Annotated in this window: 20 protein-coding genes and 1 pseudogene; 7 read left to right on the top strand and 14 right to left on the bottom strand. The window is 41.7% G+C overall.

The window, feature by feature from the left end; genetic code table 11:
- Position 1 precedes the first annotated feature (1 nt).
- Both PI95_RS10790 and PI95_RS10795 read right to left on the bottom strand, forming a co-directional pair.
- Complete coding sequence (locus PI95_RS10790; RefSeq protein WP_039748067.1) at positions 2 to 3,103, bottom strand: cysteine peptidase family C39 domain-containing protein; 3,102 nt, start codon at positions 3,101 to 3,103, stop codon at positions 2 to 4.
- 993 nt (positions 3,104 to 4,096) lie between these two features.
- Entirely contained in the window at positions 4,097 to 6,541 is a 2,445-nt protein-coding gene (locus tag PI95_RS10795; RefSeq protein WP_039748066.1) for a GH116 family glycosyl hydrolase, read from the bottom strand.
- 233 nt (positions 6,542 to 6,774) lie between these two features.
- Here PI95_RS10795 and PI95_RS10800 point away from each other — a divergent pair, with 233 nt between their 5' ends.
- Positions 6,775 to 7,134 (top strand): DUF6464 family protein, encoded by a 360-nt coding sequence (locus PI95_RS10800; protein ID WP_039748065.1) that lies wholly within the window; start codon positions 6,775 to 6,777, stop codon positions 7,132 to 7,134.
- 87 nt (positions 7,135 to 7,221) lie between these two features.
- On the opposite strand, the gene PI95_RS10805 is transcribed toward PI95_RS10800, so the two are convergent.
- The 3 genes from PI95_RS10805 to PI95_RS36760 are packed head-to-tail and all read right to left on the bottom strand — an operon-like array spanning position 7,222 to position 8,509.
- A complete protein-coding gene (locus tag PI95_RS10805; protein WP_163518787.1) occupies positions 7,222 to 7,359 on the bottom strand; it encodes a hypothetical protein in 138 nt (45 codons plus the stop codon).
- A 16-nt stretch (positions 7,360 to 7,375) separates the two neighbouring features.
- Complete coding sequence (fmt, locus tag PI95_RS10810; protein WP_039748064.1) at positions 7,376 to 8,380, bottom strand: methionyl-tRNA formyltransferase; 1,005 nt, start codon at positions 8,378 to 8,380, stop codon at positions 7,376 to 7,378.
- 6 nt (positions 8,381 to 8,386) lie between these two features.
- Positions 8,387 to 8,509, bottom strand: a complete 123-nt coding sequence (locus tag PI95_RS36760) for a hypothetical protein (protein ID WP_268896737.1) — start codon at positions 8,507 to 8,509, stop codon at positions 8,387 to 8,389.
- A 160-nt stretch (positions 8,510 to 8,669) separates the two neighbouring features.
- On the opposite strand from PI95_RS36760, the gene PI95_RS10815 reads away from it, so the two are divergent.
- The 3 genes from PI95_RS10815 to PI95_RS10825 all read left to right on the top strand — a co-directional run bounded on the left by PI95_RS10815 (position 8,670) and on the right by PI95_RS10825 (position 12,742).
- Entirely contained in the window at positions 8,670 to 9,812 is a 1,143-nt protein-coding gene (locus PI95_RS10815; protein ID WP_039748063.1) for an RNA-guided endonuclease TnpB family protein, read from the top strand.
- An 886-nt stretch (positions 9,813 to 10,698) separates the two neighbouring features.
- Positions 10,699 to 11,967, top strand: a complete 1,269-nt coding sequence (locus PI95_RS10820; RefSeq protein ID WP_039748062.1) for a hypothetical protein — start codon at positions 10,699 to 10,701, stop codon at positions 11,965 to 11,967.
- Positions 11,968 to 12,130: 163 nt separating this feature from the next.
- On the top strand, positions 12,131 to 12,742 hold the full coding sequence (locus PI95_RS10825) for a transglutaminase-like domain-containing protein (RefSeq protein ID WP_039748060.1): 612 nt from the start codon (positions 12,131 to 12,133) through the stop codon (positions 12,740 to 12,742).
- A 130-nt stretch (positions 12,743 to 12,872) separates the two neighbouring features.
- Here the strand turns inward: PI95_RS10825 and minE are convergent, their stop codons facing one another.
- From minE to PI95_RS10860, 7 genes are all read right to left on the bottom strand, one after another.
- Positions 12,873 to 13,172 carry a cell division topological specificity factor MinE gene (gene minE, locus PI95_RS10830; protein ID WP_039748058.1) on the bottom strand — a complete coding sequence of 100 codons (300 nt, stop codon included), beginning with the start codon at positions 13,170 to 13,172 and terminating at the stop codon, positions 12,873 to 12,875.
- A gap of 27 nt (positions 13,173 to 13,199) precedes the next feature.
- Complete coding sequence (gene minD / locus PI95_RS10835; protein WP_039748056.1) at positions 13,200 to 14,006, bottom strand: septum site-determining protein MinD; 807 nt, start codon at positions 14,004 to 14,006, stop codon at positions 13,200 to 13,202.
- Positions 14,007 to 14,118: 112 nt separating this feature from the next.
- Positions 14,119 to 14,496, bottom strand: coding sequence for a four helix bundle protein (locus PI95_RS10840; RefSeq protein ID WP_039748055.1), 378 nt, complete (start codon positions 14,494 to 14,496; stop codon positions 14,119 to 14,121).
- Positions 14,497 to 14,652: 156 nt separating this feature from the next.
- Positions 14,653 to 15,636: a septum site-determining protein MinC gene (gene minC, locus PI95_RS10845; protein ID WP_039748933.1), complete on the bottom strand. Its 984-nt coding sequence runs from the start codon at positions 15,634 to 15,636 to the stop codon at positions 14,653 to 14,655.
- A gap of 295 nt (positions 15,637 to 15,931) precedes the next feature.
- Positions 15,932 to 17,257, bottom strand: a complete 1,326-nt coding sequence (locus PI95_RS10850) for a four-carbon acid sugar kinase family protein (RefSeq protein WP_039748051.1) — start codon at positions 17,255 to 17,257, stop codon at positions 15,932 to 15,934.
- 5 nt (positions 17,258 to 17,262) lie between these two features.
- Positions 17,263 to 17,925, bottom strand: a complete 663-nt coding sequence (locus PI95_RS10855; protein WP_039748050.1) for a magnesium transporter — start codon at positions 17,923 to 17,925, stop codon at positions 17,263 to 17,265.
- A gap of 473 nt (positions 17,926 to 18,398) precedes the next feature.
- Positions 18,399 to 18,587, bottom strand: a complete 189-nt coding sequence (locus PI95_RS10860; protein WP_163518788.1) for a hypothetical protein — start codon at positions 18,585 to 18,587, stop codon at positions 18,399 to 18,401.
- Positions 18,588 to 18,667: 80 nt separating this feature from the next.
- Between PI95_RS10860 and PI95_RS10865 the strand changes: the two genes are divergently transcribed.
- The 3 genes from PI95_RS10865 (at position 18,668) to PI95_RS10875 (ending at position 20,514) form a co-directional block, all read left to right on the top strand.
- Positions 18,668 to 19,237 (top strand): fasciclin domain-containing protein, encoded by a 570-nt coding sequence (locus PI95_RS10865; protein WP_039748048.1) that lies wholly within the window; start codon positions 18,668 to 18,670, stop codon positions 19,235 to 19,237.
- A 259-nt stretch (positions 19,238 to 19,496) separates the two neighbouring features.
- Positions 19,497 to 19,832, top strand: a complete 336-nt coding sequence (locus PI95_RS10870; RefSeq protein ID WP_039748046.1) for a XisI protein — start codon at positions 19,497 to 19,499, stop codon at positions 19,830 to 19,832.
- Positions 19,833 to 19,869: 37 nt separating this feature from the next.
- A complete protein-coding gene (locus PI95_RS10875) occupies positions 19,870 to 20,514 on the top strand; it encodes a Uma2 family endonuclease (RefSeq protein WP_039748044.1) in 645 nt (214 codons plus the stop codon).
- A gap of 177 nt (positions 20,515 to 20,691) precedes the next feature.
- Here the strand turns inward: PI95_RS10875 and PI95_RS10880 are convergent, their stop codons facing one another.
- Complete coding sequence (locus PI95_RS10880) at positions 20,692 to 23,445, bottom strand: CHAT domain-containing protein (RefSeq protein ID WP_039748930.1); 2,754 nt, start codon at positions 23,443 to 23,445, stop codon at positions 20,692 to 20,694.
- Positions 23,446 to 24,286: 841 nt separating this feature from the next.
- Positions 24,287 to 26,009, bottom strand: a pseudogene (locus tag PI95_RS10885) (S-layer family protein); the annotation flags it as partial.

The raw sequence follows: 26,009 nt of genomic DNA on the forward strand, positions 1-26,009 counted from the left end.
TTTACAGATTAAATTGCTGTTGATATAAGTTGTAATAAATACCGTAAATTGCCATTAGTTCTTGATGAGTGCCCTGCTCAACAAGGATACCTCGGTCTAAGACAAGTATGCAGTCAGCATTGCGAACGACACCAAGATGATGGGCGATCGCGAAAGTGGTACGATTCAACCGGGCTAAATTTTGTTGAAACCGACGTTGTGATGCATCTAGAGAACTTGTGACTTCATCTAAAATCAAGATTTGAGGGTTCCTGACAAGTGCGCGAGCGATCGCTATTTTTTTCTTCTGTTCATCACACAGCATCAAACCTTGTCCCACTTGGGTGTTGTAACCGTCGTGCAGCGCTTCGATAAAGGTGTGTGCTTCGGCTAACTTGGCAGCAGCGATCGCACTCTCGACAGTCAACTGCGAGTCAAACAAAGTAATGTTTTCCCAAATCGTCCCCGAAAACAGAAAACACTCTTGCGGCACCACACCTAACTGACTTCGCAACGATTGCAGAGAAACATCAGCAATATCATGTCCATCAATCAAAATCCGTCCCGCGCTTGCAGGATATAAACCAGCCAGCAAATTTACTAAAGTGCTTTTACCCGCACCGCTAGCACCAACAATGCCAATCGTCTGTCCGGGTTTCACCTTAAAAGAAATATTTTGCAAAATGTGCCGTTCACTTTGGTTGTAACTAAAAGACACATTCTCAAAAATTACCTCACCCTGAATCGGTGGCAGCACCGATAGCGGTTTTTGAAGATTTTCTTCAGGTTCCGCTTCTAAGACATCATTCAGCTTTTCTATGGAAATCAGCACTTCTTGGAACTCATCCCATACTTTCACTCCTGCCAAAACTGGATTGAGGACATTACTGGCAAGCATGTTAAAAGCGACAAACTGACCAATCGTCATTTGCTCGTTCATTACCGAAGTCGCTCCACACCACAATACCGCTGTAGTACCGAGGTGATTCAGCAAATTGCTAATTAGTTGCAAGTTGTTAGCTAGTTTCTGCCCCTGAAACCGCACTTTCAACATATCCATAAAGCGTTCTTGCCAACGCGAACTGATTTCGCTTTCAACTGCTGCGCTTTTGATGGTGGTAATACCTGCGATCGCCTCAACTAAAGATGAATTTTGCGCTGCTGCTGAGTTGGCGATTTCTCGCGACACTCGATTGAGCAACGGATTTGCCGCCAAATTCAATATTGCGATCGCTAAAACAAACAGCACTACCAGCAACGTCAGCGGCAAGTTGTAAAAAGCCATGAATCCGATATAGACAAAACCAAAAAGTGCATTTATAATTGCACTCACAGCATGACGGGTGAGAAACTGTTGGATTTTACGGTTTTCCTGAACGCGGCTGATTATGTCTTCGACTTGGCGAGAAGCGAAAAATTGTAATGGCAACTTTAGCGCGTGGCGAATAAAATTGCTAATTAATGTCAAGTCGATTTGGTTGGCGAAATAGTCTAGAAGGTGTTGCCGGAATGCGGCGATCGCCACACGCCAAATGCCAAAAAAAAGAAAGCTGCCAACAAGCACATTTAATGTGATGCTGCTTTTCACTTGTTTCATGTCGAGAAACAACTGAGCAAATAAAGGAGTTACCAGCCCAAAAATCGCTAGCAACAATGAAGTAAGAATAATTTTCGCTAAAAGGTAGCGGTAATCGCGAAATAACTGCAAATAGCGCGTAGCGGAAATTTTTTCGCTTTCAATCGCTTGGAAGCGTTCTGTGGGATGTAAAAGCACAGCATATTCTGTCCAGCCAGCGGTAAATTCTTGGCGCGAAAGCGATCGCTTGCCGATCGCCGGATCGGAAATGATGACGCGATCGCCTTTAACTCGCCAAACAACTACGTAGTGAATTTGTTGCCAGTGGGCGATCCAAGGGTTGATTTGCCATTCCAACTTACTCAAAGAAGCCCGCACGGTTAGCGTATCATATCCCAACGTTTCTGCTGCTGCCGCTAAACCTGAAAAAGACGCACCGGTTTTGTCTATCTGTGCTAAGTTACGCAAACTGTTCAAACTCAAGCGTTTACCCCAGTATTGGCTAACCATCGCCAAACATGCGGCAGCACAATCTGAAGAACTGTGCTGTTGAATAAAAGGATAGCGACGCCATAACGAAGCAGGGGGAGCTGGGGAGGCAGGGGAGGCAGGGGGAGCTATTTCTGGAGATGGGGGAGATGGGGGAGATGGGGGAGAAGAGGAGCTGCTTGTTGAGCGAACCCCATATTTAAAAGCTCTGCGTTCTTCGATTTCCTGGTGATTTGCTGTGCCAGTTTGAACAACTTGCTGCTGATTGACTAATTGAGGAGCCGAAGAAGCCAATTCCCAATTTTCTCGCGGCAGGTGATATAATAGTAAATCACTTTCGGCAATCCAAGTTGGTAGCGTCATCGGATATCCCCAGCTTTCTCCTACAACTGGTGGCTGAGTGTCTGATAAAGTGCGAATCTTTCCACTCTTCAGCCAAAAGCGACCTTGGTCAGGTGGAATAACTTCTAACAAAGATTCGCCAGCATTTATCTTGATTTGTTTGAAGTTGGGTAAGAGTTTTTGTAGTTTAAGGCTTGTTTGCGAACGAAATTCTGTATGGGTTTTTAAGAAAATCAGCTTTTGTCGCTCGACAGTTATTTGTTGTAAATAATCTTTAAGATTGGGTATTTCACTGAACCACGGTTTTAAGTCATTTAGGGAAATGCAAGCAATCAAACCCCCAGTTGAGGCGATCGCTCGATATTGTAAAGATTGATGAATAAAGAAATCGTCCGCGCCAAAAATTTGCTCTGATGCAAGCAACTGAGTTGACACTTCTCGTCTTTGAGTTGCATCAAAGCCTAGCAATCGCACTTTTCCACTGCAAACTAAGTAAACAACATTACGGCTGTCTTCATCTCCAAAGATACCGTAGTTAGTCAAATCGTCACCTAGTTGAAACTCCAGAATTTTCCAAAAAGAGCTAAAGTCAAATGCTAAGTTTGTATTACCCGCAACTAACCTCAACAATCCGAGGATAGCCGCATTGCGAGTGGGATGCTGATTGCTTGTATATTTCAGCTCTCCCTGAACTCTTAACGACGAAAAGGAGTTCATGGCTTAATCTTAAATGTTTTAGTAAACTTTTTAACTTTGGCGGAGCGTGCTATTATAGCACCAAAAAAACTGACAATTACTTAAGCGATTGGATTTAGCTTTATTCCAACAGCCTCTGAAAAACGCAATTCATTGTGTTTTTAATTACTAATTGCTTTTCTATCATTTTTCAGCGGTTTTTCGTGAAATAACTGTATCAAATCAAACATTTTTTTGGCAAAACCCAATTACTTGTTCCACCAGTGTATTAATTGCCCAAAGAGTGCATAGTGAGAAAATTTCGCCTATTCCCGTTAATAGCCCTTCCATACTCTATCAAAATTTTACTTATCCTTTAACTGGAATTTAAAAAAATAACCATCAAGCAAATAGCTGCTATAAGTCCTCTTTTAGTTTAAACATAGATTGCAGATAAATGTGATTGAAAGGAAATTTATTTGTGTTCCATTCATTTTTACAGATAAAATTTTCACGCATCGTGGCTTCACAAAAAAATCCTGATAAAAGCATTTTTTGAACTAAAAAATTGTGCATTGTGAACATAATTAATGTGATATTGGTTATAGTTTTGGCTCAATCTAGTAATATTTGCATTTTTTCAACTAGTAATCTTGAGTCTTTCCTTCGCTCAAACTTAACCACTAGTCATCTTTTCTATTACTTCTTTAAATAACCGGAAAGTGTAACCAGAGATGTAGAAATATTTTTGAGAATGACTTACCGCAAGCTAAACTAAAAAACGCAGATATTTAATTATCTGCAAGTTTTCCTAAATATCATTTCGTATCTCAGATTACAGTAGTTTTCAATTGAATGAACTACATTCAGGAGACCTAACCCCCCTTCCCCCCTTCCCTATGAGGGAAGGGGGAATTCTCCGGACTGTGATAGGGTCTGGTAGATTTTGACTTTCCTCAAAATCAGCTTGTAGGGTATGCGCGTTTAATTGGGTTGACCTACTAGAGAAATAACTACAAACTAAACATGCACAGATTATTCACCAATAACTAAGTAAATAGCCCAAATTGCCATTGCGCGGAGATAAGTACTAGCGCGAAATGTACCAGATGCGGTGATTGCTTCTGGTGTGCGGAATTGCAGACCATTGTCATAAATTTGTTGCACAACAGCTTGCGTCAAGCTAAATGCTTCATTTTTCATTTTCATTTGTACCAGAAAAGCCGCCAGTCCAAAGTTTATTCCTGTCCAAACTTCTAGAGGATGAGTAGCTTGAGGATTTTCTGGTGAACCGTCAAGACGAAGACCGTTAGCAGCACCAAACTTGCCATTATGGAATTTGAGAAAGCAAGTATTATAAATCGTTTGTAAGGCAGAAAAAGCGCGATCGCCTGAAACAATATCAGGTAAACTTAACAAACGCGCATAAAATTGACCGCATAATTGATCCGCCATCACCACATCAGAACCGCTTTCACTATCAAGTCGATAATATTGACCATTCCAGAGTTTTTCCTCATAAATGAAGCGCGATTCTTCCAACCAACCCTCATAAATCGATTTTCTCTCTCTTAACTCCTCTGCGCTCTCTGAGCCTCTGCGGTTCGTAATCAAAATATCACTAATAGCGATCGCCGCTTCTAAAGCTGCCAACCACAACCCACCACAATAAGCACTTACACCTAACAATCGCCAATCATCAAAAGTTTGGTCAGGTGCCCCAGAATTTTCCGGAATACCATCGCCATCTTTATCAAAATCTTTCACATAATCAAGAGTCTGCACAATCGCATTCCAGCAATCAGCTAAGAATTCTATATCATTAGAACCTGTAAACAAATAGTCACGGTATACCTGCAAAACAAAATCACAGCCTAAATCCTTCCACAAATTGCAATCTTGATAGCTGGTATAATTTGTTTTCTCCCAAACGTGTTCATTCGGTGCGCCCAAATCGTGAGGTGTTGCCCCTGCTGCTTTCCGGATAGCTCTCGGACTTTCTGCCTTGATTGTCAAATAGTAGCCAATAATACGTTCAGTTTCATCACTTTGAGGAATAGCCCGTGCAAAGGCACGAATTACCGCTTTTTCCAGTTCCGGAAACAGCATCAACAAAGCAAATGAACCATATAACCGCACATCGAGACTTTCATACCAGCGGTAATCTAAGCATTCTAAAACTGCAAATTGACCGATAGGATCGAGTTCTGACGCTGCACTCCAGAGAGTACCACCGCTAGTCAAGTTGTAAAGCTCATTAAACAAAGCCATTTTGAACCAAGAGGGCAAATCTTCGCGGTCGAGAATTGGTTGTTGCCAAGTTTGAATTTGCGATCGCCAACTTTGGTATTGTTGAAGAGCAGTGAAGGCGATCGCCCAAGCATTCTTGCCATCGCGACCAAAAAAATCTGTATATCTGCGGTAATAGTTGATTCCAGATGCAAATTCTGTCACCGGAAAATCCCAGGCAAGAACAAAGGGAATTTCTAGAGTTTCCCCAGGTTGCAGAGTAAAACGAACCGCAAGCGCAACTCCTATTTGTTCCCCCGCCGCTGCCGATGTATAATCAAGATAATTCGTCAAAGAACCATCTTCCGCGAAGCTTTGCCACACATCCTCACCCGTGCCTACAGGGTTCCAGCGGCTATGATAAAATAATTCAATTTGGGAATGTTTTTTGGTAGCAATGCACCATTGCCCTTCACCTTCTTTTACAGGTTCTTCGAGCCAATCCTGACCCAATTCAAACCCGATATATTGACTTTCTTCATCTTCAACTATTGTGTTATAATTATCTTCACTTTCGCCCAAACGCGGTTGATACTCGTAAACCGGACTGCCATCATCGCGCACTCGCACTTCAGGCGATTTGACAGCATTAGTAAACCAACCCACCATATTTTGCCAAGTGAGCATAATGCTGAGAGTAATAGGTGCATCAGTTGGATTATGAGCAGTCCAGACAAACATCGCCACCGGATAGCTAGTTTGTTGATAATTATTTGCCCATACAGGCGAAAACTGCTCGCAAGTTAACTGTGCTTGAAACACATTTTCATACACAAACCAGCTGCGCGGATATAAAGCGTGATAATTCCCCGTAGTGACGCGATTCATCGCGTCCCCCTCATCCTCACCCCCTGTTGGATACCACTTCCACGCAGCCAAACTATCATCCTCAGGCGATCGCGTACACAAAGCGTATGCTTGAGAAGAACTTCCATCTGACTCAAATACACTAAATTGACAAGCGGGGATAGTTTGAAAAGTATGTTCCCCCCCGTCAATATGCCAAAGGTTGAAATCTCCCCGCGAAGAACGACCGATACAACCTGCACCAAAACCGCCTAAAGGCATTCCATGCCAGGGACCATCATCAATATTACTCGCATAACGAACAGTATAAGGTTTGTCCCACCCCTTACCAATAGGACGGCTCCAAGTGCTGATGGGAATTTCTGGGGAAGATTGATTTGTCATCGCCTGATGTCACAACATGCAGTCACGATTATGAACACTAGCGCATCGGTGTAACTTTTCTCAAGTCATTTATAAAAGATGTATTGCTGATTGTTAGGAAACTTACACTTTTCGTAGTGAGGACTGAAGTCCTCACTACGCAGGCAAATCGTTAACCCTAACATAAACTAAGCAAGATTAGGCAACAAGAGTGCGTTACCATCCTAATAATGTAAACCAAATTACAAAAGCTTATGGAGCCATCTCTTTCAACCGAGGTGATTCTGACGCATCCGCGCCAATCCCTTGGGAACGTACAATTTGATTGGACACCGCAACCTGGAAACTATCTCGATTTGCAAGGTAAAACCTACGCAGTTTTAGAGCGACGCCACAAATATCAGCTTAAGGCAGGACGTTACCGTTTACAAAATATAGCTCTTTACGTCCAATCTGCCAAACGACCATCAGAGAAAAGTTTGGTAAACGGACGTTGGGTAGTCGGAGATGCCACCTGCTGCTATAATGCTAATTCAGAAATTATTCGCTGTGCAGTTAACCCAGAAGGACCCTGCGACTCTTGCCGATTTTATGAAGAGTTAAAAGTTAGCTAGTTAGTGGTTGGTGGTTGGTGGTTAGGAGGAGCGGAGTTAGTTGTTAGTAGGAGCGGAGTTAGTTGTTAGGAGGAGCGGAGTTAGTGGTTAGTTGTTAGGAGTTAGCAATTCCCTTGTCCCCCTTGTCCTGTGCCAGTCGCTACAACGTTCGTGACCTCCGCAACGCGCTGGCTCCCCTTGTCCCCCCACTCCCCCTTGTCCCCCCACTCCCCCTTGTCCCCCCACTCCCCCACTCCCACTCCTAACTCCCACCGGCAAACGCTTCTCCTACAGCTAAACGGGTACCATTAACAAAATCCCATCCTGATTGGGGACGTTTGCCGGCTTGCTGAACTTCTCGTAGCAATAATAAACCATCGCCGGTTTGAGCGATCGCTCCCACTCCCTTGACAATGCTTACCACAACTCCAGGATTACTTGATATTGTTGACAAATCCGGCAGCTTATGCTCTATTTCTTGTAATTCTGGTGGTAACTCACTCCAAAAAGCAGAACCAAGGGGAGCGGTGGCGGTGATTTTTAGCGGTTGGTTGCGAAAGGTAGCGGTGCAGTTGGGGTAAAAGCCTCTAATTTGATTGTGTAATGCAAGAGCGCTTTTTGACCAATCCAACGCATAATCCGGTTTTTTGATTAAAGGTGCATAAGTAGCTTGTGAATCGTCTTGAGCAATTGGTTGAATCTCTCCTTGTTCTAGCTGAGATAGCGTTTCCACCAGCAAATCAGCACCGATTAGAGATAGCCTAATTGCCAAATCTTGAGCATTATCTAATAATCCAATAGGTGTAGTAGCTTTAAGCAGCATCGCTCCGGTATCCATCCCCGCATCCATTAACATTGTCACGATCCCGGTTTCCTTCTCACCGTTATACAAACACCACTGAATCGGAGCCGCACCCCGATATTTCGGCAAAATCGAGCCATGTACATTAATACAACCGAATTTGGGCATATCCAAGATTTCTTGAGATAAAATCTGCCCATAGGCAACTACAACAAACACATCTGCCTGTAATTGTTTCAATTGAGTTAAGGTTTCAGTGTCTTTTTTTATGCGCTGGGGTTGCCATATTGGTAGGTTAGCAGCAGTGCTGACAGTTTTTATCGGTGACGGTGTAAGTTTGTTACCGCGTTCCCGACGTTTATCTGGCTGGGTAACTACTGCCAAAACTTCAAATTCTGGATGATTCAGCAATTTTTCTAGGGTAGGTACAGCAAATTGGGGAGTACCAAAAAATACGACTTTCATAAAAAATTAGGGAATAGGGAATGGGGAATAGGGAATGGGGAATAGGGAATAGGGAATTGGGAATGGGGAATAGGAAATGGGGAATGAGGCATTGAAAACGTGGTAATTATTTTTATTCCCATTACCCATTACCCATTACCCATTCCCTAAAATTTTGCTTTTTTACCAAGACTTTTACGGGAGTCTTTCATCCCTCCTTTAAAAAGAGAGGGATGAAAGACGACACGGCAAGTTTAAACTTGCCGTTTTTATTTTACACACTTGTGTAAGATAGCGTTATCATACTTTTATGGCAGAACTAACATTAACACTAAAGCTACCTTTTTATCGACTTAACCAAAATAAAGTACTTGAATTTGAACGGCTAACAAGCGTCAACACTCAAGTGGCTAACGAGTTGTTGCGTCTTGATAAAAAAGAGCGCTATAAGTTAACTAGTTCTGCCTTTGTGCATGTAGAGATTGGTTCTGCTTGGATTAATCAAACTATTCGGAATACAAATGCCAAAACAAAAGTTAAGCGTTTTAAACGAATGTGGTTAGAAACAAATAATCAAAACTTTGAGATATCCAAGCAGGGTGATTTGTACACAATTGCGTTCAATTTACTGCGTGGCAGGAAAGGACGTTTGCCTTTATCTATCCACAGTGCGTCGCATTCTCAAGTCCTGGACAAAATCATTGCACGGACAGCCAAATTAGGCTCTCTCAAGCTTTGTAAGTCGAAAAAAGGGATTTGGTATGCACTTGTTTCTGTATCGATGGAAGTTCCCGATGCAATATCAGTTGAACACTGGATTGGAGTAGATAGAGGACAAAATAATATTGCTGTCGCTGCGCTGACACGCGGGTTTGGCAAGTTCTGGAAAGGTGGACGAGTAAAAGGATTGAGACGACAGTTTCAACGTACTCGCGCCCAACTCCAAAGCGCCAAACAACTCAAAGAAGTGAAGCGACTAGAGCAACGTGAAAGACGCATTATGACCCATATCAATCACGTCATTTCCAAACAACTTGTGCAGTTTGCTATTGATTTTGGAATGGGGTTGCGGTTCGAGGATTTGTCTGGTTGTCGTCAAACGATGAGACAAAACAAGAAGACAAAATCTGATGCTGCCAAATCCCTAGATAGTTGGGCATTTTATCAGCTAGAATTATTCACTCGCTATAAAGCGATTCGTTCTGGTATACCCGTTCAATTAGTTCCCGCTGCATACACTAGCAAGTCAGACCACCGCAATGGCGTGATTGGTAAGCGTAATGGAGATTGGTTTAAAGGATTTGATGGGTATCGTTGTAATGCTGATTGGAATGCCTCTCAAAACATTGGTCAATGGCTCGGTTTTTCATGCCCTCTAAATCTTCAGACCGCAGTAACTGCAATGGTTGCTACCGATGTAGAGGGTGGGGTCAATGACAGTCCCCTTAACTAGTAAAACGCCCATGCGAGTGGATTTATCCCTCGCATGGGCAACGACTAGAATCCCTGTAGCTTTAGCTTGTGGGAGTGTCAAAATCACACTAACTAAAAAATTGCTCATTTAGCTGTAAAATAATCTGGTGCTTGTAAAAGACAGCATCGCTAACCAGGGTTATAATAAATCATCTGGCAGATAAGCCAGTATGAAACGCATCTGCTTTTGGCGAATTAAATTGCCTTGCGATGTCTAAGAACATTTTGTTCTGAGTTTACTACTCAATATCGTTCCTAATAGTTCCCAAAGACTTCGGCTTTCGTTGTAGTTAATATCAATTAAGTAGTAGTTTGCTTTTGCAATGCTTGCAAAAGTAATTGCGATTTATGTCTTTTGGTAGATGCCAGTAGTACTTTTAGAGTATTATTGGTTGTGCGTTTACCAAATTTTTGATAATGGTCATACTTTTACAGTTATCGGGGTCTGCTGTGTGGCACAAAATAAAAATAGGCTGCCTATAATAGGTTAGCTTTTACTAATGCCACAATAAACAAACACGTCGTATGAGCGCAGGTTGCCAGTAAAAGTAGTTAGTACAATTGATGCGTTCAACAGCCAATTGGGGGTACCTGTATTTTGGTGTAGTTGAATTTTAGCGCGGGGGATTTCTGTATCTCAGTAGTTCCTCTGTGCTTTGTGTCAGTACACTGCTAGCATTTATCGTAAAAGCTTAGTACTTTTTCAAGGTATAGGGCATTTCGTGGTTTATGTAAAACTGTGCAAAATTTGAATAAAATATCTGGTTCAACCAATTAGTTTGTTGTTATACATATAATGTAGTTTGCCCCGTCACTGTCTCAGCAGGTGCTCCTCACACAGCAACCGCCCTCTAGAGAGTTAAAACATGCTTAAAACCCTTTTGCTGTCAGAATGGTTCCGCGTGAAACCATTCACCAAGTATGTTGTCGTTGTGCTTTTAATCGCACCTTTAGTGGCTGCATCGGGTCACTCTAGTTCAGCGAAACAATCACAGGTAGCTAAAATCACTCCTGTGTCAGAAAACTCTGACTCAGAACCAGTGGAAATAGCTGCTGTTGACCCGCAATTATCACCTTTATCAGATAAAGTGCAGCCTTTGACAGCAGAAGATAATTCTCTGTCAAGTCAAGAAGTTACTATTGACCCTTTGGCAGCTGTTGAACTCGCACCATTAATCGAGGAAGAGGCATCTACTCCCGACCCCTTGGCAGCGGTTGAACTCGCACCACCCACGAGTGTATCTGGCAGTCAAAGTAATTTAGTGGAAAGATTGAAAGCTGCTAAACTCAAGTCTTTGACAAGCGAAGATACTGTTATCGCAATAGATAAACCTGCTGATGAATCATTAGACGCAGCGACAATCTCGCCGGCAACAGGGCGATCGCAACCAAATACAACAAACATAAATGTCGATCCCCAGCCTGATGAGTCTCAAACAGCACAGACAGATCCGATAGGAAGTCCTTATCCTATTCCTTGGGAATGGATACAGTCTACTCAAGAGGCTATGAGTTCCAAGGGTGGTGGAGTGCGCTATTTCCGCAGTAGACCTGTAGTTTCTCCGGATGGTAGGTATGCTGTTTATAGCCGCGTACAACTAGAAGTAAAGTCCCAAATGCACAATAGCCGGGTTAGCAGTGTTCTGTTTATTGAAGATAGGCAAACCAAGAATTTACGGGTAGTGTCTTCAACTTCTTATAATAGAGATGCGCTATTGAATGTTAAGCTATCATCACCCGATCCTAACGGTGAAGGAACTATTGGCGTTTTAGTTCCTGTCAGCTGGTCTGAAAAAGGCGATCGCTTTTTAGCACGTAGATTTGAAGCCGTATTTAATACATCCGATGCTTCCGATAGCGCGGTGATTTGGGATCGCCAAAAGAATAACACTAATACTGTTGCCCCTAGCGATGGTAACGAACAACACGATAAAATTTCCGTGTTGTTAGGTTGGAGCAAAAATCAACCTGATAATGTCATGTTCCGTACCGGTGAATTAGGAGATGAAAACTGGCCCTTAGTAACAGTTTCTAGTGATGGTAAAACTGGCGCCGCAACTGAGGTAGATCAGCCTACTACTTATGGTGAACAAGTCACACAAGTTTGGGCAGGTCCACAAGTCGCTTATCGATAGTTTATACAAAATCTTCTTATTATTCTCCCGTTGTAGCGATCGGCTATGGCGGGAGTTTTTTGTTTGTTGGTTATTGGTTGTTGGTTGTTGGTTGTTAGTTGTTAGTTGTTGGTTGTTAGTTGTTGGTTGTTGGTTGTTAGTTGTTATTTGAAAAAGAAGCAAAATGGAAGAATATCTCAAAGTAAGTGAAGTGATTGATTGGCAACATCCGACAATTATAGAACTGGCGAAAAAAATTGCATTAAGATATGAAACATTAGAGGCGATCGCCAAAGCTTGTTTTGAATGGGTAAGGGATGAAATTTATCATAGCTACGACTATCAAATGAATCCTCTCACCTGTCGAGCTTCAGATGTACTCAAATACAAAACAGGTTATTGCTTTGCTAAGAGTCATTTGCTAGCAGCACTACTAAGAGCTAATAACATTCCCGCAGGATTTTGCTATCAAAGATTGAGCATTAACGATAATGGTGAACCTTATAGCTTACATGGTTTCAATGCACTTTACTTACCCAAAATAGGTTGGTATCGTGTTGATGCAAGAGGTAATCGTAATAATGTTGATGCTCAATTTGTCCCCCCAAAAGAACAATTAGCTTATAAAATTCAATTTCCACAAGAAGCAGACTTTGAGAACATTTTCTCTGAACCACTTTCAATAGTTGTGGAGGCTTTACAAGCTTATAGTCAATGGAATGATATACTTCTTAATCTTCCAGATGTTTCTTTGGAATTGTTAGAAAAGTATAATCTGGTTTTGAGAGCAGAATAGTCAAATCTAATATCAAATACGGCAAATCAAACATATTGTAGAGACGTTCGGTGTGGAACGTCTCTACGACGGTTTCGATGTTTTTAGTCAGATTAATCATGAATAATTCGACAAAGCATAAAGAGTAAAATTACTGAGATTTATCGTTGTTTTCTAAGTTCGGTACAGTTTCTTTAATTCGGCGGATGGGTAAATTAGCAATTAAGGCTGTCGTTCGTTCGTTGCTTTCTAAAGAAAACTCCAAACCGTCCATTTCAACTTCTACGTAGCGACAAACTATCTGTAAGATTTCTTGCCGCATTTTTTCCAAGGTTTGAGGATCTAAATCAGCGCGATCGTGAGCAATCACCAGTTGCAAGCGACGTTTAACTTGTGTGCGACTGGTGTCAGGAGTGCGAGAAAAAAGTCTTTCGAGAAATTCAAGAATCATTGCGGCTAGGTGTGCGAAGACTGGAAATTAAACAATCTTTGTCCAAAGCAATCTTCTCAAACGAGTGAAGATATTATCTGGGGGTGAGTCAAGCTCAAGAAATTCGACTGTTTCCCCTTCCAATCTCCGAGCAATGTTTTCAAAGGCTGTGGCAGCTAAAGAGGGAGTTTCGCTTAATACCAAAGGTTCGCCGCGATTGGTTGAAACAATAACGCGCTCGTCGTCGGGTATTACGCCAATCAAGGGAATTGCCAGAAGTTCCTGAACATCTTGAGTTGACATCATATCATTTGCCCGAACCATTGCGGGTCTGATGCGGTTAATTATTAAATGAATCCGCTTGATGCCTTGTGCTTCTAGTAACCCGACTACGCGATCGGCATCGCGGACGGAAGCAATTTCCGGGGTGGTGACAATTAAAGCTTCCTTGGCTGGGGCGATCGCATTTTTAAACCCCATTTCAATTCCCGCTGGACTATCAATTAATACATATTGATACTTCTGCGCCAGTGCATTCACTAATAACTTCATCTGGTCGGGAGTGACGGCATCTTTACTGCGGTTTTGAGCTGCGGGCAAAAGCACCAGATTTGGCTGCCGCTTATCTTTAACTAAAGCTTGTTCTAAACGACACTCTCTTGCTAGGACTTCCACCGCCGTATAAACTATGCGATTTTCTAGACCTAGCAACAAATCTAAATTTCTCAAACCAAAATCCGCATCAACCAAGGCTACTTGACGCCCCATTTTGGCTAAAGTCATACCCAAATTTGCGGAAACTGTGGTTTTACCCACGCCTCCTTTACCGGAGGTTGTAACAATAATGCGAGTCATGATCGAACAAGAGGGGGAAAGGGGAAAGGAAGAGGGGGAAGGGGGAAGGGGGAAGGGAAGAGGGGGAAGGGGGAAAGGGGAAGGGGGAAAGGGGAAAGGGGGAAAGGTTTTATTATTTTAGTGATTGATTTAGAGATTGAATTTGATTAGATAGCATACGACTTAACTGCATAGCTTGGCTATAAAGTTGAGCGTAAACTTCTTGCTCTAAGTAGCCTACTTCTAATGCTACTCTCAAAAGGCTACGAACTTCCCCCGCAGAACCTTTAGCAAAATTGAGAAAATTCAAGTATTCTTTACGGGAATATCTTTCAAAGCCTTCTGCAATATTGGTGGGGATTGATACTGATGCACGCCTTAATTGGTCTTTTAAGCCAAAATCCTTGCTCAGTTCACCATCTTTAGTTACTAAGTATATTTGCTTGACTAACTCAATACCTTTTTGCCATACTTTTAAATCCTCAAAAGTTTCTATTTTCTTCTTTTCCACTTTTTTCCCGTTTCACGGCAGATGCTCCACTTGGTCCGACACCAAGACCGCACTGCCTCCCCTTTCCCCCTTCCCCTTTCCCCTTTCACGGCAGATGCTCCACTTGGTCCGACACCAAGACCGCACTGCCTCCCCTTTCCCCCTTCCCCTTTCCCCTTAAATCTTATTTAATTGCGAGCGGGAAAAATCACTTGCTTTAGAAATGCGAATTCCTTCGGGGGTGATATGTGCCACTTCTGGGTAAAATTGCAACGGGGATTTTTCGGGTGCCCTAGCGACAGCATCGGCAATCCGCAGTTGGGTAGGTTCCATTTGTACAGCCATAATTAGACACTCGCGATTGCCACCAGCACCGGCGTGAGCAATTCCACGTAGACGACCCCAAACTAGAATATCTCCATCTGCGACTACAATACCACCTGGATTTAAATCTCCCAAGATAATTACACTGCCTGGGTGACGAATTAAGTGTCCCGAACGCACGGTCATTTGCAGATAAAGGGCATCTGCTAGGGGTTGTGGGGCTGTTTGTGAGGCTAAATTGAGGGTAGATTCGGGTTGTACTTGTTCTACAGAATAGCCAGATGATACGGCAGCGATCGCTGTTTGCCGACGGCTGGTAGAAACTGATTTTAACTGAAGTTGAACTTCATTTAAAGATTCGGCGAGTTCTTGCAGTTGTCTGGTATCTAACAAGCGATCGCGTGCTACCAGATGCACTGGTGTGTTCGGTAAACGAAAGCGATCGCCACCCTTTAACCGCAGTTTCATTTGTTGCCAAATCTCAGACCAGCTGACTTCTGAGGGAGGCACTTGCGATTCTGTTGGTAAAATTAACAACAGCCTTTCTGCTTCACTTTTCCACTGAACTTGGATCTTATTATCTACCGTGCTATCTAACAACGGCAAATCAGTGAATTCTACATCACCTTCGGCATTTGATTTTACATCCTCCTCAGAAGCCGAATTTGCCTCACCTTCGGTAAGTTCAGAATTCGACTTTAAATATACAAGGACAGAATCTACCTCTTTATCGGGAAGGACAGAATTTGACTCTGTATCACCTGGGGTAGAATTTGCTTCTACATCAGAGTTATTTTCAGCAGAATTTAAATCGGAGATAGCATAATCAGAAGTCATGCAACACCAGCCAAAAGACAAGGGAGTAGGGACAAGGGACAAGAAAGTAGGGATTTTTAGACTTTGTTTTGAACTCCGCGATATGTAAGAGTGCATTCATTGATTTTTACACTATCAGTGAGCAAAAAAGGGCATGTTTTTCTTATCGCTTTCTTGCTTTTCGCTTTGCCCTTTGCCGAAATAAATGCAACAAGTCTAATATAGCGGTCAAGAGTTGTGTACAATACACGAGCGCTCTTATTCATCATGAAAGGATAATTGCTATATTTGAGATTAGTTGTAGGCAACAACATCCTCACTCAGTATTTTTAGTTAATCTTTGATATACAGTTGCCAAAGCATCAGCATCACCGACATTACCGGGAAATAGCACCACTGGCAAGTTAGGGAACTGGGGATGATCGGATGGAGTAATCACCATCGAACAACCAGCTAAAATTTGACCGAGTAAACGCGCTGTTGTCAATGCTAAACCATTACTTAAGACATCGTTTGAGGTAATACCACCCTTACTGATTAAGAATCCTATATCAGATGGTAAACCCCGGACAATATCCATTAATAACCCAGAAACTTTTTCTCCAAAGTCTAACCGTGTTTTTACATCTTTAAAAGAAAGTTCCTGACGACTGGTATAAACTACTGGTGTTTTTCCCGCGTTGTGTGCTGCCTGCGTACTTTCAAGAATCTCGGTTAGTAGTGTAGCAGATTGATTTGACTCATCAAGCAATCGCTGTACATTGACTTCGATTCCTACTGTTCCGTCTGCTTGTAATAATTTTTCTAACTGCTGAGTCGTTTTTTTGACATGAGAACCGACGATAACTGCACCTGGTTTGCCTCCACGTACATAATCAGCCATATTTTCGGCTGCGATCGCTTGGGTCGGTAATGCCGCCAAAGCAGTTAAAATACTCGCAGCACTGCGAAATAAAAAGCGTTTCCCAAGACTAGCTGCACTCAGCACATCTTCAGCAAAGCGATTTAAATCAGCTTGAGTTTCACCGTCAACGACAGCGCACTGATTACCAGTGAGTTTCATCAGTTTTTCCAGACTGCCAGCACGAATATCGGCAAGTAAAAATCTTTCTACTGCATCAGCTTTAATACGTCCTTGAGTTTTTTCTTCTACATACTTAGGTAAGTAACTGTAATGGTAGCCAAAAACCGAATCACGGGCAAATTCAGTTTCATGGACTGGGGTGGGTACGCTGTCGATAATTAAGTAATGTATACTATCGCGAGTGATGCGTCCGGCTTCAAAAAACGCGGGTACGAGAAAATGAGCATCAAACGGACCGAGTTCAGCCGCAATAACGTCAGTTTCAATCGGGTAATGTCCGCGTAAAGTCGAATCAGAACGACTTACAATCAGAAAATCGTTAATTTCTTCTGCTTTTAACGCTAATTTTAAGTTATGGCAGACTTCTTTAGTTACGGATGCGGCTGATTCTGGAGGTAGCGACCTTGTATTAGTTAGTACAAAGAAAATTGGGGAATCATCCTGTAAACCTGTGCGTAAAGTATCCACATCCCAGCGCATCAATAGCAAGCAACTGTGGACTGTTTGAGAACCTGTAGGGTCATCATCCAAAACAATTATTTTTGGTTTTTTGCTCATTAATATCAACTAGAAGAATGTAACTTTCTTATCTCTGCTTGTACCTCAACGGCAATCTGCAATGATTCATTGAGAAGTTGAGCGTATTCGCTTGCTTGACTACTAACTTGTAAAGCTTGCAGATTGGCTAAATTATTCACAAATAACTCTTGGTTATTTGCCAGTAATTTTTTATTATCTCGCAAAACTCGCTCTGTTTTCAGAGCGCGAACTAAATCTTCTCTAATAAGTTGCAAAGCCGCGATAACATTGTCTCTATCATTGATAGTACTTTCATTCCCAGATGTTGCCAGTTGATCGTTAATATCTATTGCTTGAATAACTCCATGATATTTATCAACTTCATCTAAAAGTATTGTCAGTGCTTGGGGACAAGTTTTTCGCCGCCATAACCAACGCCCAAATAGCACGGTAATTGGTACGATAGTTAGTAAGCTGATTCCGATTAAAATCGAAGATCCAATTGTCGGCAAAATGATAAATGCATAAATAAACCCGACAATTATCGGGGTGAGTGCTAAAGCCACAAGCATTTCATTGAAGAAAAATCCCCATCGTTTTTCTTTATCTTTGATAATCGAGGGTCGAAAGACATCATCTGGATCGAATCCAGTTAAGCGTCTGAGTTCCCCTTTGGTAATTTCTAAACCTAATAAGTCTGGCTGCACAACTGGATACTCCTGTGGAAGTGCGAGTTGCGTATTTATTTTAGTCGGGTTTGGTACTTAAGCAATGCACTCTTTCCCGCATTGCTGTTAAATTCGCAAACATAGCCGTTCTTAGTTGGATGCAATTGCATTGTTCTATCGTCCGTCGCGTGTAGGGGCACGGCTAGCCTTTGCCCCTACGAGTGTATTGGACTCAACCAATAACCGCTATATTAATACAGATAAAAGGGTGGAGTTCAAAAGCAAGCTTTAAACTCACAACCCAGATTTTGTTTGTATCAGATAATGCACCCTTCCCTACTGTACAGACGTGAATAATCGCGTCCGTATAAAGACTACACAAGTATAGAGGCGATTTCCATACCGAACGGTATTTTTACCAGAAGCGATCGCATTAAGTAAAAATAAGAAAATTAGCGATTTATAGGAAAAGTGAAAGCGATCGCTTGTATTCTAAACCAGGATTGTTGCTTTCATAGCTGGTATAGAGGCTTTTGCATCGGTTGAAAATGCTTATAAATTGCAGATATTAAATCAGAAAAGCCTGATATTTGCATTTTTTGAGCGATCGCCCTCTCAATATATACTAGTTGTAAAAGCGCGATCGCTTTTCGAGGATGCGTTCTGATGCCTGCGGCAACGCTAGCCTGCGGCAACGCCAAGGGCGAACGCGAACGGAGGAAACCTCCGCTCAGACTTTCCGCTTTTTCTTATACAGTTTAGGTCGAGTTCACCTACCCTTATGCTTAATAAAAATTCAATCAAGAAGTTGACTTGTTTAGTGGCGATTGCTGGTGTTACTACAGCGATCGGTTTTCCTGTCTTAGCTAAACCCAGATCATTCTATCCGCGTTATGCTCTTTTTCAGCCTTCTGCTTACAGCAGCGTTCCCTATCGCAATTCTGAGAAAGACATTGCCCAAACGCTAATACAGGATGGTAAATTTGCTAATCTTGTGGATGAATTAAAGCAAGCTGGTCTTCTAGATACTCTCAAGCAAGGTAATTACACAATTTTTGCGCCAACCGATAAAGCCTTTAACGCAGTACCTAAAGATGTCTTCAAGCGATATAGCCAGTCAGCAAACCGAATGAAAGTCTTGAAATATCATTTGGTTGCCGGTGAAATCACTAAAGAAAAGGTCGATAGTGGTGCAGTCAAAACTCTTGAAGGTCAGCCGGTGAAAATTGTTGTTGACGATTCTACTGGTACAGTCAAGTTAAATAATGCGATCGGTAAGTATCCTTCTACCGTTGCCAGCAACGGTGTAATTATTGAAGTTAACGAAGTACTTCTACCGACTGGATTTTAAGTTTAGCTTTGCTCTTACTCAAAGTAAGTATCGCCAATTTGAAAAATGTATATAACTATTGCGGGATAGGCAAAATACCTATCCCTTTTTAATTAGTAAAATGAAAATTGTGTTCGTAGTGAGCGATTTATCGCTCCGGGCAAAGATTAGGACTTACGCACGCTCTCAAATGTGACATCATGTGTAATCACGCAATAAATGCCTGAAAATCCCCACCTAATATTATTAACGCAGTAATTCTGGATTCCCAACAAAAATTATGGATAATATAGAACGCTATCGACAATTTGTCAAACAAATCTTGAGCGAACATGCCCAAATAGCCACCACTACAGACACGGTAAAAGCGGAATTAATTTTTGACACTGAACGCGACCATTATCAACTTGCTTATGTTGGCTGGCAAAGAGATAAACGGGTATTTGGTCCGGTGATGCACTTTGACATTCAAGAAGGTAAAATTTTGATTCAATATAACGGCACCGAAGAGTCTGTTGCTGAACGACTCGTATATATGGGTGTACCTACAAACGATATAGTTATTGGGTTTCATTCATCTTTTAAACGCCAATTTACCGGGTATGCAGTAGGTTAATGGATGGTAAAGTCAAATATATGTGGAGGTTGTAACTATGACCCAAGCCCAAACCCAAGCACAAACCGAACCAAAATTATACACCTTTGATGAGTTTATCGAATGGTATCCAGAAAACTCGCATATTCGCTACGAATTGCATGATGGGGTAATTGTTGAGATGCCTAAACCTAAAGGGAAGCATTCAAAATTAACAGGTTCTCTTGTTGGAAAGTTGCTTACAACTATTAATGAGATTCGCAAAACCGATATTTGGTTTATCCCCAGAGAATCAATTGTTAAACCGCATCGTGATAAGTCGGGTTACGAACCGGACATTATTATTTTGAATGAAGAAACTATTGGTATTGAAACGCGCTGGGAAACTGAATCAATTATTCAAAATGCGCTAACTGTCAAATTAATAGTAGAAGTGGTTAGCACCAACTGGCAGGACGATTACTACGACAAACTTCGTGACTATGAAGGTATGGGCATCCCAGAATACTGGATTGTAGATTATGCTGCTTTGGGTGGACGTGATTTTATCGGTTATCCCAAACAACCCACTATCTTTGTATGCGAGTTAATTGATGGGGAATATGTAAAAAAAATGTTCCGAGGGAATGACTTAATTAAATCCCCTACCTTCCCACAATTAAACCTCACTGCACAACAAATTTTTGATTCGGTTTCAGCATGACAAAAACGATACTTCTCAGACATCCTCTAAGAAAATTAAATTGTAGGGTGCGTTGCGCTGCGAGAGTACGGCACCCTACTGAACGGTATTAGCTTATATCATGACAGGTTTATTACATATGATGTAGAGACGTAGCACTGGAACGTCTCTACCAGGAATTCGCTACATTCTGTGCAACTATTGCCAATTTCCCACCAGAACAAAAGGCGCCCAGTAATGAGGATGATTGTATTGCTTCTCTTTCGAGTCTTTTAACAAACTCAATTGTGAATTTTGCAGTACTTGCGCTCTATTTATTTTCTTTTCTTTAGCTTGCTCTAACTGACGATACAATTCACCCATGATTTTGGCAGTACTTTTATCTTCTACTGACCAAAGTGTTGCTAAGGTACTTCTAGCACCAGCTCGCACTGCTACCCCAGCCAATCCTAAAGCAGCGCGTTCGTCTCCACTAGCTGTCTCGCAGGCTGAGAGAACTAATAATTCGATTGGTCTACCCTGATTAAGTGTGCTGTTTCTTAATAAGTTACCAAAATCGATAACATTAATGCGGCTATCCCAGGCAAGAATAAATGTATCTTCAGCTTTAGAGCTAAACTGACCGTGTGTAGCTAGATGGACTATAGGAAAACCAGAACTACCAATCTCTTTTTTGAATTCTTTGCTGGTGAATTGAGCGTTGAGGATCGGCTGAGATGGAATTCCAGAGTTTTTAATTTGTTTGAGTTCTTCTTCTACGTATATTAATGGCTTAAATTGTCCTGTAAATTCTTTGCTAACTTGACTTAATCCGGCTGTTAATGCTCTTAAATTAATCTCAGCTAACGGTTTTGGTTCGATTAGTTGCAAACCAGAAGTTACAGCAATCGGATACTTTTCTATGAGATATTTATTGCCATCATAAAGGATAGACATTGGGATATTCCGCAATTCACCATCCAAGACAAAAACTAAGTTACTAACTTTACTTGTTGCTAATTCTTTTTCTAGTGGTTGAATCAACCAGTTATATAACTGTTGGTATTCAGGTAAAAAACCTTCTACTATACTGTCAGGAGTTAGCAAAGAACGCTGCACGTTTTCTACAGTTTCCTCAAAAGCAGGTCGAGAAATTTGTTTTGTATGAAGGCTTAAAGGTTGATTGGGTAGGCTGAGAATAACTTCTAAGCGATCGCCTAAAATTATTGGATAAATAACCGCTGCTGTTTTGTCTACTTTATCAATCTGTTTTGCATTTCCTTCTACACACGCTTCTCGAAAAAAGTTGTTGAGTTCAGCTACTTGCAGAGATTCAATTACATCACGAGCTTGAATTAGCAATTTTTGGCTTTTGTCATTCTTTAATTGTTTATTCAAACTAGCAGCATATTGTAAGTCTAAATCAACTAACTCTCGGTAAATTGGTTCGACGCGATCGCGAAACGAAAACTGTAGTTCTGCATTATTTGCGACTAAATCACCGCGTAATGATTGAAGAGCATTATAAGCTTTGGTGTAAGCAGCGATCGCATCTTCTATATTTTCTTGATTTTTACGTATTCTTCCCAACTGCCAGAAAAACTGGTAAGCTATGTCTGGTGCTGAAAAATTTGAAACTATACTCAAAGCCTGTTGAGTAAATTTTTCGGCTTGTGTCTGTGGTGTTGCTTCAGTCAGTTCATACAGTCCACCACGATTTCCTAATGCATAAGCTTCAGCTCGTTTGTCTTGTAAACTTCTGGCTTGTTCTGTGGCTCTAATTAAGATTTTATCAATGTCGTCGAAAGTTGGCACTTGAGAATTAGCACCCAGCGTCAATTTTTTGGTTTGAGCTAAGTTAATAATAGTTTGAGCAAAGTTGATTTGTTGGTATACTCCGCTACGACTGGGGGATAAATTAGGGAATTGAGAATTAAGCGATCGCCATAATTCTTCTGTTGCTGAGGTTTGTTCAAGTTTCAGCAAGAAATTTAGTTGATTCAGTTGTGCTTGCTGTCGTATCATCGGCGATGGAGACAACTTTATCACCTCACCATAAGATAATAATGCTTTTTGTTCGTAATTCTCTCTGATGCTGCGAACTCGTTCTCTTTCAGCTATTTCTCGTGCAGTGTTGCCTATACTTAAATAGGTAGCAGCTATGTCTTGAGGAGATTGCAATTTTTCAGCTAGATTTAAACTTTTTGCTAAAATGATTTCTGACTGCTGTGGCTGATCTACTAATCGTAGCACTTCCCCAAGGCTTCTTAATCCCACCGCTACAGTTAGAGAAGGAGATTCATTGTCAAATTTTATCAGCTTTTGAGTTAAGTTTTCTCTACTTAATTGTCCTAACTCTTGACAATTTGTCACTTGTTCAATCTGCTTATTGAATACTTCTAATAAAGTTTTGCAAGCGCGAGGATAAAGACCCAAATCTTGCATTGCTTGAGTTTGATTTATCTTGCTTTGGGCAACTTTCAAAGGTTGATTAATTTTGCTATAGATATTAGCAGCTTCTTGCCAAGAGTTGAGAGCATTTGCCGATTGTCCGATTTCTCTTTGCAAAGAACCGAAAACGTCTAAAGTTTGAGCTTGGATTTCAAGTTTTTCTTTATTTTCTGGCTGGCTTTTGAGAATTTGTAAACTTTGGGCGATCGCATCAGATGCTTGTTCCCATTGTCCTAATTGTTGATAAGTCAAAGAGAGATTGCTCAACGCCATAGCTTGATTTAATCTATCACCTTGAGCCAGAAAAACATTAGCTGTTAATTTCCATGCCGCTACCGCTTCTATGAATTTTCCGTCACGATATAATTGAATAGCTTTGTTAGCTTGCTGTTGGGCATTCTGCGGACTTTGGACAATAAAAGTTGATGCAGGAACTTTAGCAATAACAGGTGAGATTGCCGCTGAGAGGATAAATAACAAAGCTGCGAGAAAGAGCGATCGCTTTTTAGAGGATTTTGGCAAAGTCTGACCTGAGACTTTAAAACCCTTTATCGCGTTCTTATATATTCTTTCGATAAAACTCTTCAATTTTCGATTAAATCCAGACTTTTTATACACGCTTTATTCCCCCTGTCAAGTTATAAAGATGATTTACTTTCATCACAGCATTCAAAAAAAGGCGTTGCTCAATTGAGGTATGAAATCCAAACTCTTATTATCTGCGACATCGTACTTACCTTTTTAGGTCTAATACCAGATTATCTTTTTATTGTCAATAAAAATGTCAAAAAATATTAACGCCCAGGACAAGCAGCAGAAAGCAATATGACATTTTGAGAAAGTAAAAGCTCATTTTGCTTGCGGAAAACACCAAAATGAGAAAGTCAAATGGCATTTTGAGAAAGTCAAAGCTGATTTGAAGTGCGGAAAACACCGAAATGAGAAAGTCAAATGGCATTTTGAGAAAGTCAAATGGCATTTTGCTTGCGGAAAACACCGAAATGAGAAAGCAAACTGGGGTTTGAGAAAGTAAAAGCTGATTTGAAGTGCGGAAAACACCGAAATGAGTAAGTCAAATGGCATTTTGAGTAAGTCAAATGGCATTTTGCTTATTAAATTCGACTTGAGCTATAAATCTGATACGATGTGAAACATATGGGAATCATATTTGATTATTGAAATATACGTAGGGTGCGTTATGCCTGTGGCTAACGCACCATCCGCTTTGGTGCGTTACGCTCCGCGATAACACACCCTACACGTACTTTGCGTGAGATAAAAATAATGTGGTTCATTTACCTGAAAATCGCTGTAAGCGCTTATTTTAGGCACTAAAGTACCTACTACAAATTTTCAAAAAATGTTAACGTGCAGGACAAGCAGCAGCAGTGCGCCAAGAACGTTGAGAACCAGTATTGGTAGGATCGTATGCGGTGAGAACGACCTGACCTTTATCGTTAAATATCCATCCTTGAGCAGGTACGCGGGTAGCAGTCGGATTGGTTGCAGGTTTTATAGCTGCACGAGAATTTCCGTTACTGGCAACAGGTTGTAGCAAATCAACGCGAACATTATCACTGCTGAGAGTTTGATTGGGAGTTGTTGGTAAACCACCGCGTCCGGTGATCGTAAATTCATTGCCGAAACCTTGTTGACAAGGACTTTGAGCAATTTGTTGTGTGCGATCGCTGACAGTTTCTGGTAATTCAACTAACCCGCGACTGGGGTCAACATCTGGGGAAGTCACTTGTACGTTATCACCAAACGAGGAATTTTGTTGGGAAAAGGCAGTGATGTCACTTGTGGGTAGATTTCTCGGATTTAAACCTGGAACACCCAGTCTCTCAAGGTCTGCGCGAGTACGAGGAACTATACCAAACAGAGTAGCATTAGTTCTGACTTGTCCACCGCTACCACTAACAGCATTAGCGGTAATGTCGTTATTTCGAGGAAAAGCGACAATGAATGGCGTATCGATTGCGATGTTACCACCGTTTCCCCCATTTTGTTGACCGCCTGCGTTGGCAGAAATAAGACTTTCATTTTGCAACCGCAAAAAGTTGCGTAATCTCAAATTGATGTTACCACCGTCAGCTGAGGCAGTTGAGGCACTGAGAATTCCGCGATCGAGGGTTAAGCTATTTCCCGTAATGGATAGATTACCGCCCTGTCCCGTACCAGTACTAGTGACAAATATTCCGCTAGGATTTCTATTTCCTTGTGAATTGCGACCAGCAATCCTAACAGTGCCACTAGCTTGAACGGTAATGTTACCAGCATTACCCCGTTGTCCGGCGCGAACTAAAGTTTGCAGTTGGGCACCATCAGTCAGGGAAAGATTTCTGCTGGTAACATCAATTTTCCCGGCATTGCCCGTTCCTCCAGACTCCACCGTACTGAAGATGTCACTCCCACCAGCAAGCGAGATATCTCCATTTTCTGCCCGAAGCGTCACATTACCAGCATCTCCTCTACGCCGAGTTAAAGCTCGGATAAAAGACTGATTGTTTAGCGAAATACTGTCGATAGCATCAATCGATATATTCCCAGCATTGAATGGCGTATCATCAGCACCTGTAACACTCTGATTTGTCGTATTTAAAGAAGAACCTTCGAGCTTTACTACTCTGGGTGAAGAAGTTCTGTCTCCATAAATGTCATTTTTGCCAATAAAGATTCGCCCACGGTTTCCATTACTCTGAATCGTACTTTGGTTTAGTGAAACTTGGTCACGGGCATTTAGCGCAATATCTCCGGCTAATCCAGCACTTGCATTTGTCGTTCTTAATTCAGCGTCATCAGTGAAGATAGAACCAGCGTTGATGAGAATGTTGCCCGCATTACCGCTGGCTCCCGACTCCACATCGTTAAAAATGCCACTAGGATTTCCACGTGAATTGCGACCAGCAATCCTAACAATACCAGTCGGAACATCCACCGTTACATTACCGCCATTTCCTTGCCCACCGCTAACAACACGAGATTGCAGTTGTGCTCCATTGAGTAAAGATAGCGAGCCAGCTTTGATGTTGATATTACCTGCCTGACCATTTTGCGCTCCACTTAGCACATTGCTAAACAAGTCA

The organism is Hassallia byssoidea VB512170, assembly GCF_000817785.2.
Taxonomy (GTDB): Bacteria; Cyanobacteriota; Cyanobacteriia; order Cyanobacteriales; family Nostocaceae; genus Hassallia; species Hassallia carrinoi.

What these genes read in the sequence shown, in the direction of transcription:
- minD (WP_039748056.1), bottom strand. Translation starts at nt 14,006, where the DNA reads ATGACTCGCATTATTGTTACAACCTCCGGTAAAGGAGGCGTGGGTAAA.
- PI95_RS36760 (WP_268896737.1), bottom strand. Translation starts at nt 8,509, where the DNA reads ATGGGTAATGGGAATAAAAATAATTACCACGTTTTCAATGCCTCATTC.
- PI95_RS10800 (WP_039748065.1), top strand. Translation starts at nt 6,775, where the DNA reads ATGGAGCCATCTCTTTCAACCGAGGTGATTCTGACGCATCCGCGCCAA.
- minE (WP_039748058.1), bottom strand. Translation starts at nt 13,172, where the DNA reads ATGATTCTTGAATTTCTCGAAAGACTTTTTTCTCGCACTCCTGACACC.
- PI95_RS10795 (WP_039748066.1), bottom strand. Translation starts at nt 6,541, where the DNA reads ATGACAAATCAATCTTCCCCAGAAATTCCCATCAGCACTTGGAGCCGT.
- PI95_RS10865 (WP_039748048.1), top strand. Translation starts at nt 18,668, where the DNA reads ATGCTTAATAAAAATTCAATCAAGAAGTTGACTTGTTTAGTGGCGATT.
- PI95_RS10875 (WP_039748044.1), top strand. Translation starts at nt 19,870, where the DNA reads ATGACCCAAGCCCAAACCCAAGCACAAACCGAACCAAAATTATACACC.
- PI95_RS10870 (WP_039748046.1), top strand. Translation starts at nt 19,497, where the DNA reads ATGGATAATATAGAACGCTATCGACAATTTGTCAAACAAATCTTGAGC.
- minC (WP_039748933.1), bottom strand. Translation starts at nt 15,636, where the DNA reads ATGACTTCTGATTATGCTATCTCCGATTTAAATTCTGCTGAAAATAAC.
- PI95_RS10820 (WP_039748062.1), top strand. Translation starts at nt 10,699, where the DNA reads ATGCTTAAAACCCTTTTGCTGTCAGAATGGTTCCGCGTGAAACCATTC.
- PI95_RS10790 (WP_039748067.1), bottom strand. Translation starts at nt 3,103, where the DNA reads ATGAACTCCTTTTCGTCGTTAAGAGTTCAGGGAGAGCTGAAATATACA.
- PI95_RS10815 (WP_039748063.1), top strand. Translation starts at nt 8,670, where the DNA reads ATGGCAGAACTAACATTAACACTAAAGCTACCTTTTTATCGACTTAAC.
- fmt (WP_039748064.1), bottom strand. Translation starts at nt 8,380, where the DNA reads ATGAAAGTCGTATTTTTTGGTACTCCCCAATTTGCTGTACCTACCCTA.
- PI95_RS10825 (WP_039748060.1), top strand. Translation starts at nt 12,131, where the DNA reads ATGGAAGAATATCTCAAAGTAAGTGAAGTGATTGATTGGCAACATCCG.
- PI95_RS10850 (WP_039748051.1), bottom strand. Translation starts at nt 17,257, where the DNA reads ATGAGCAAAAAACCAAAAATAATTGTTTTGGATGATGACCCTACAGGT.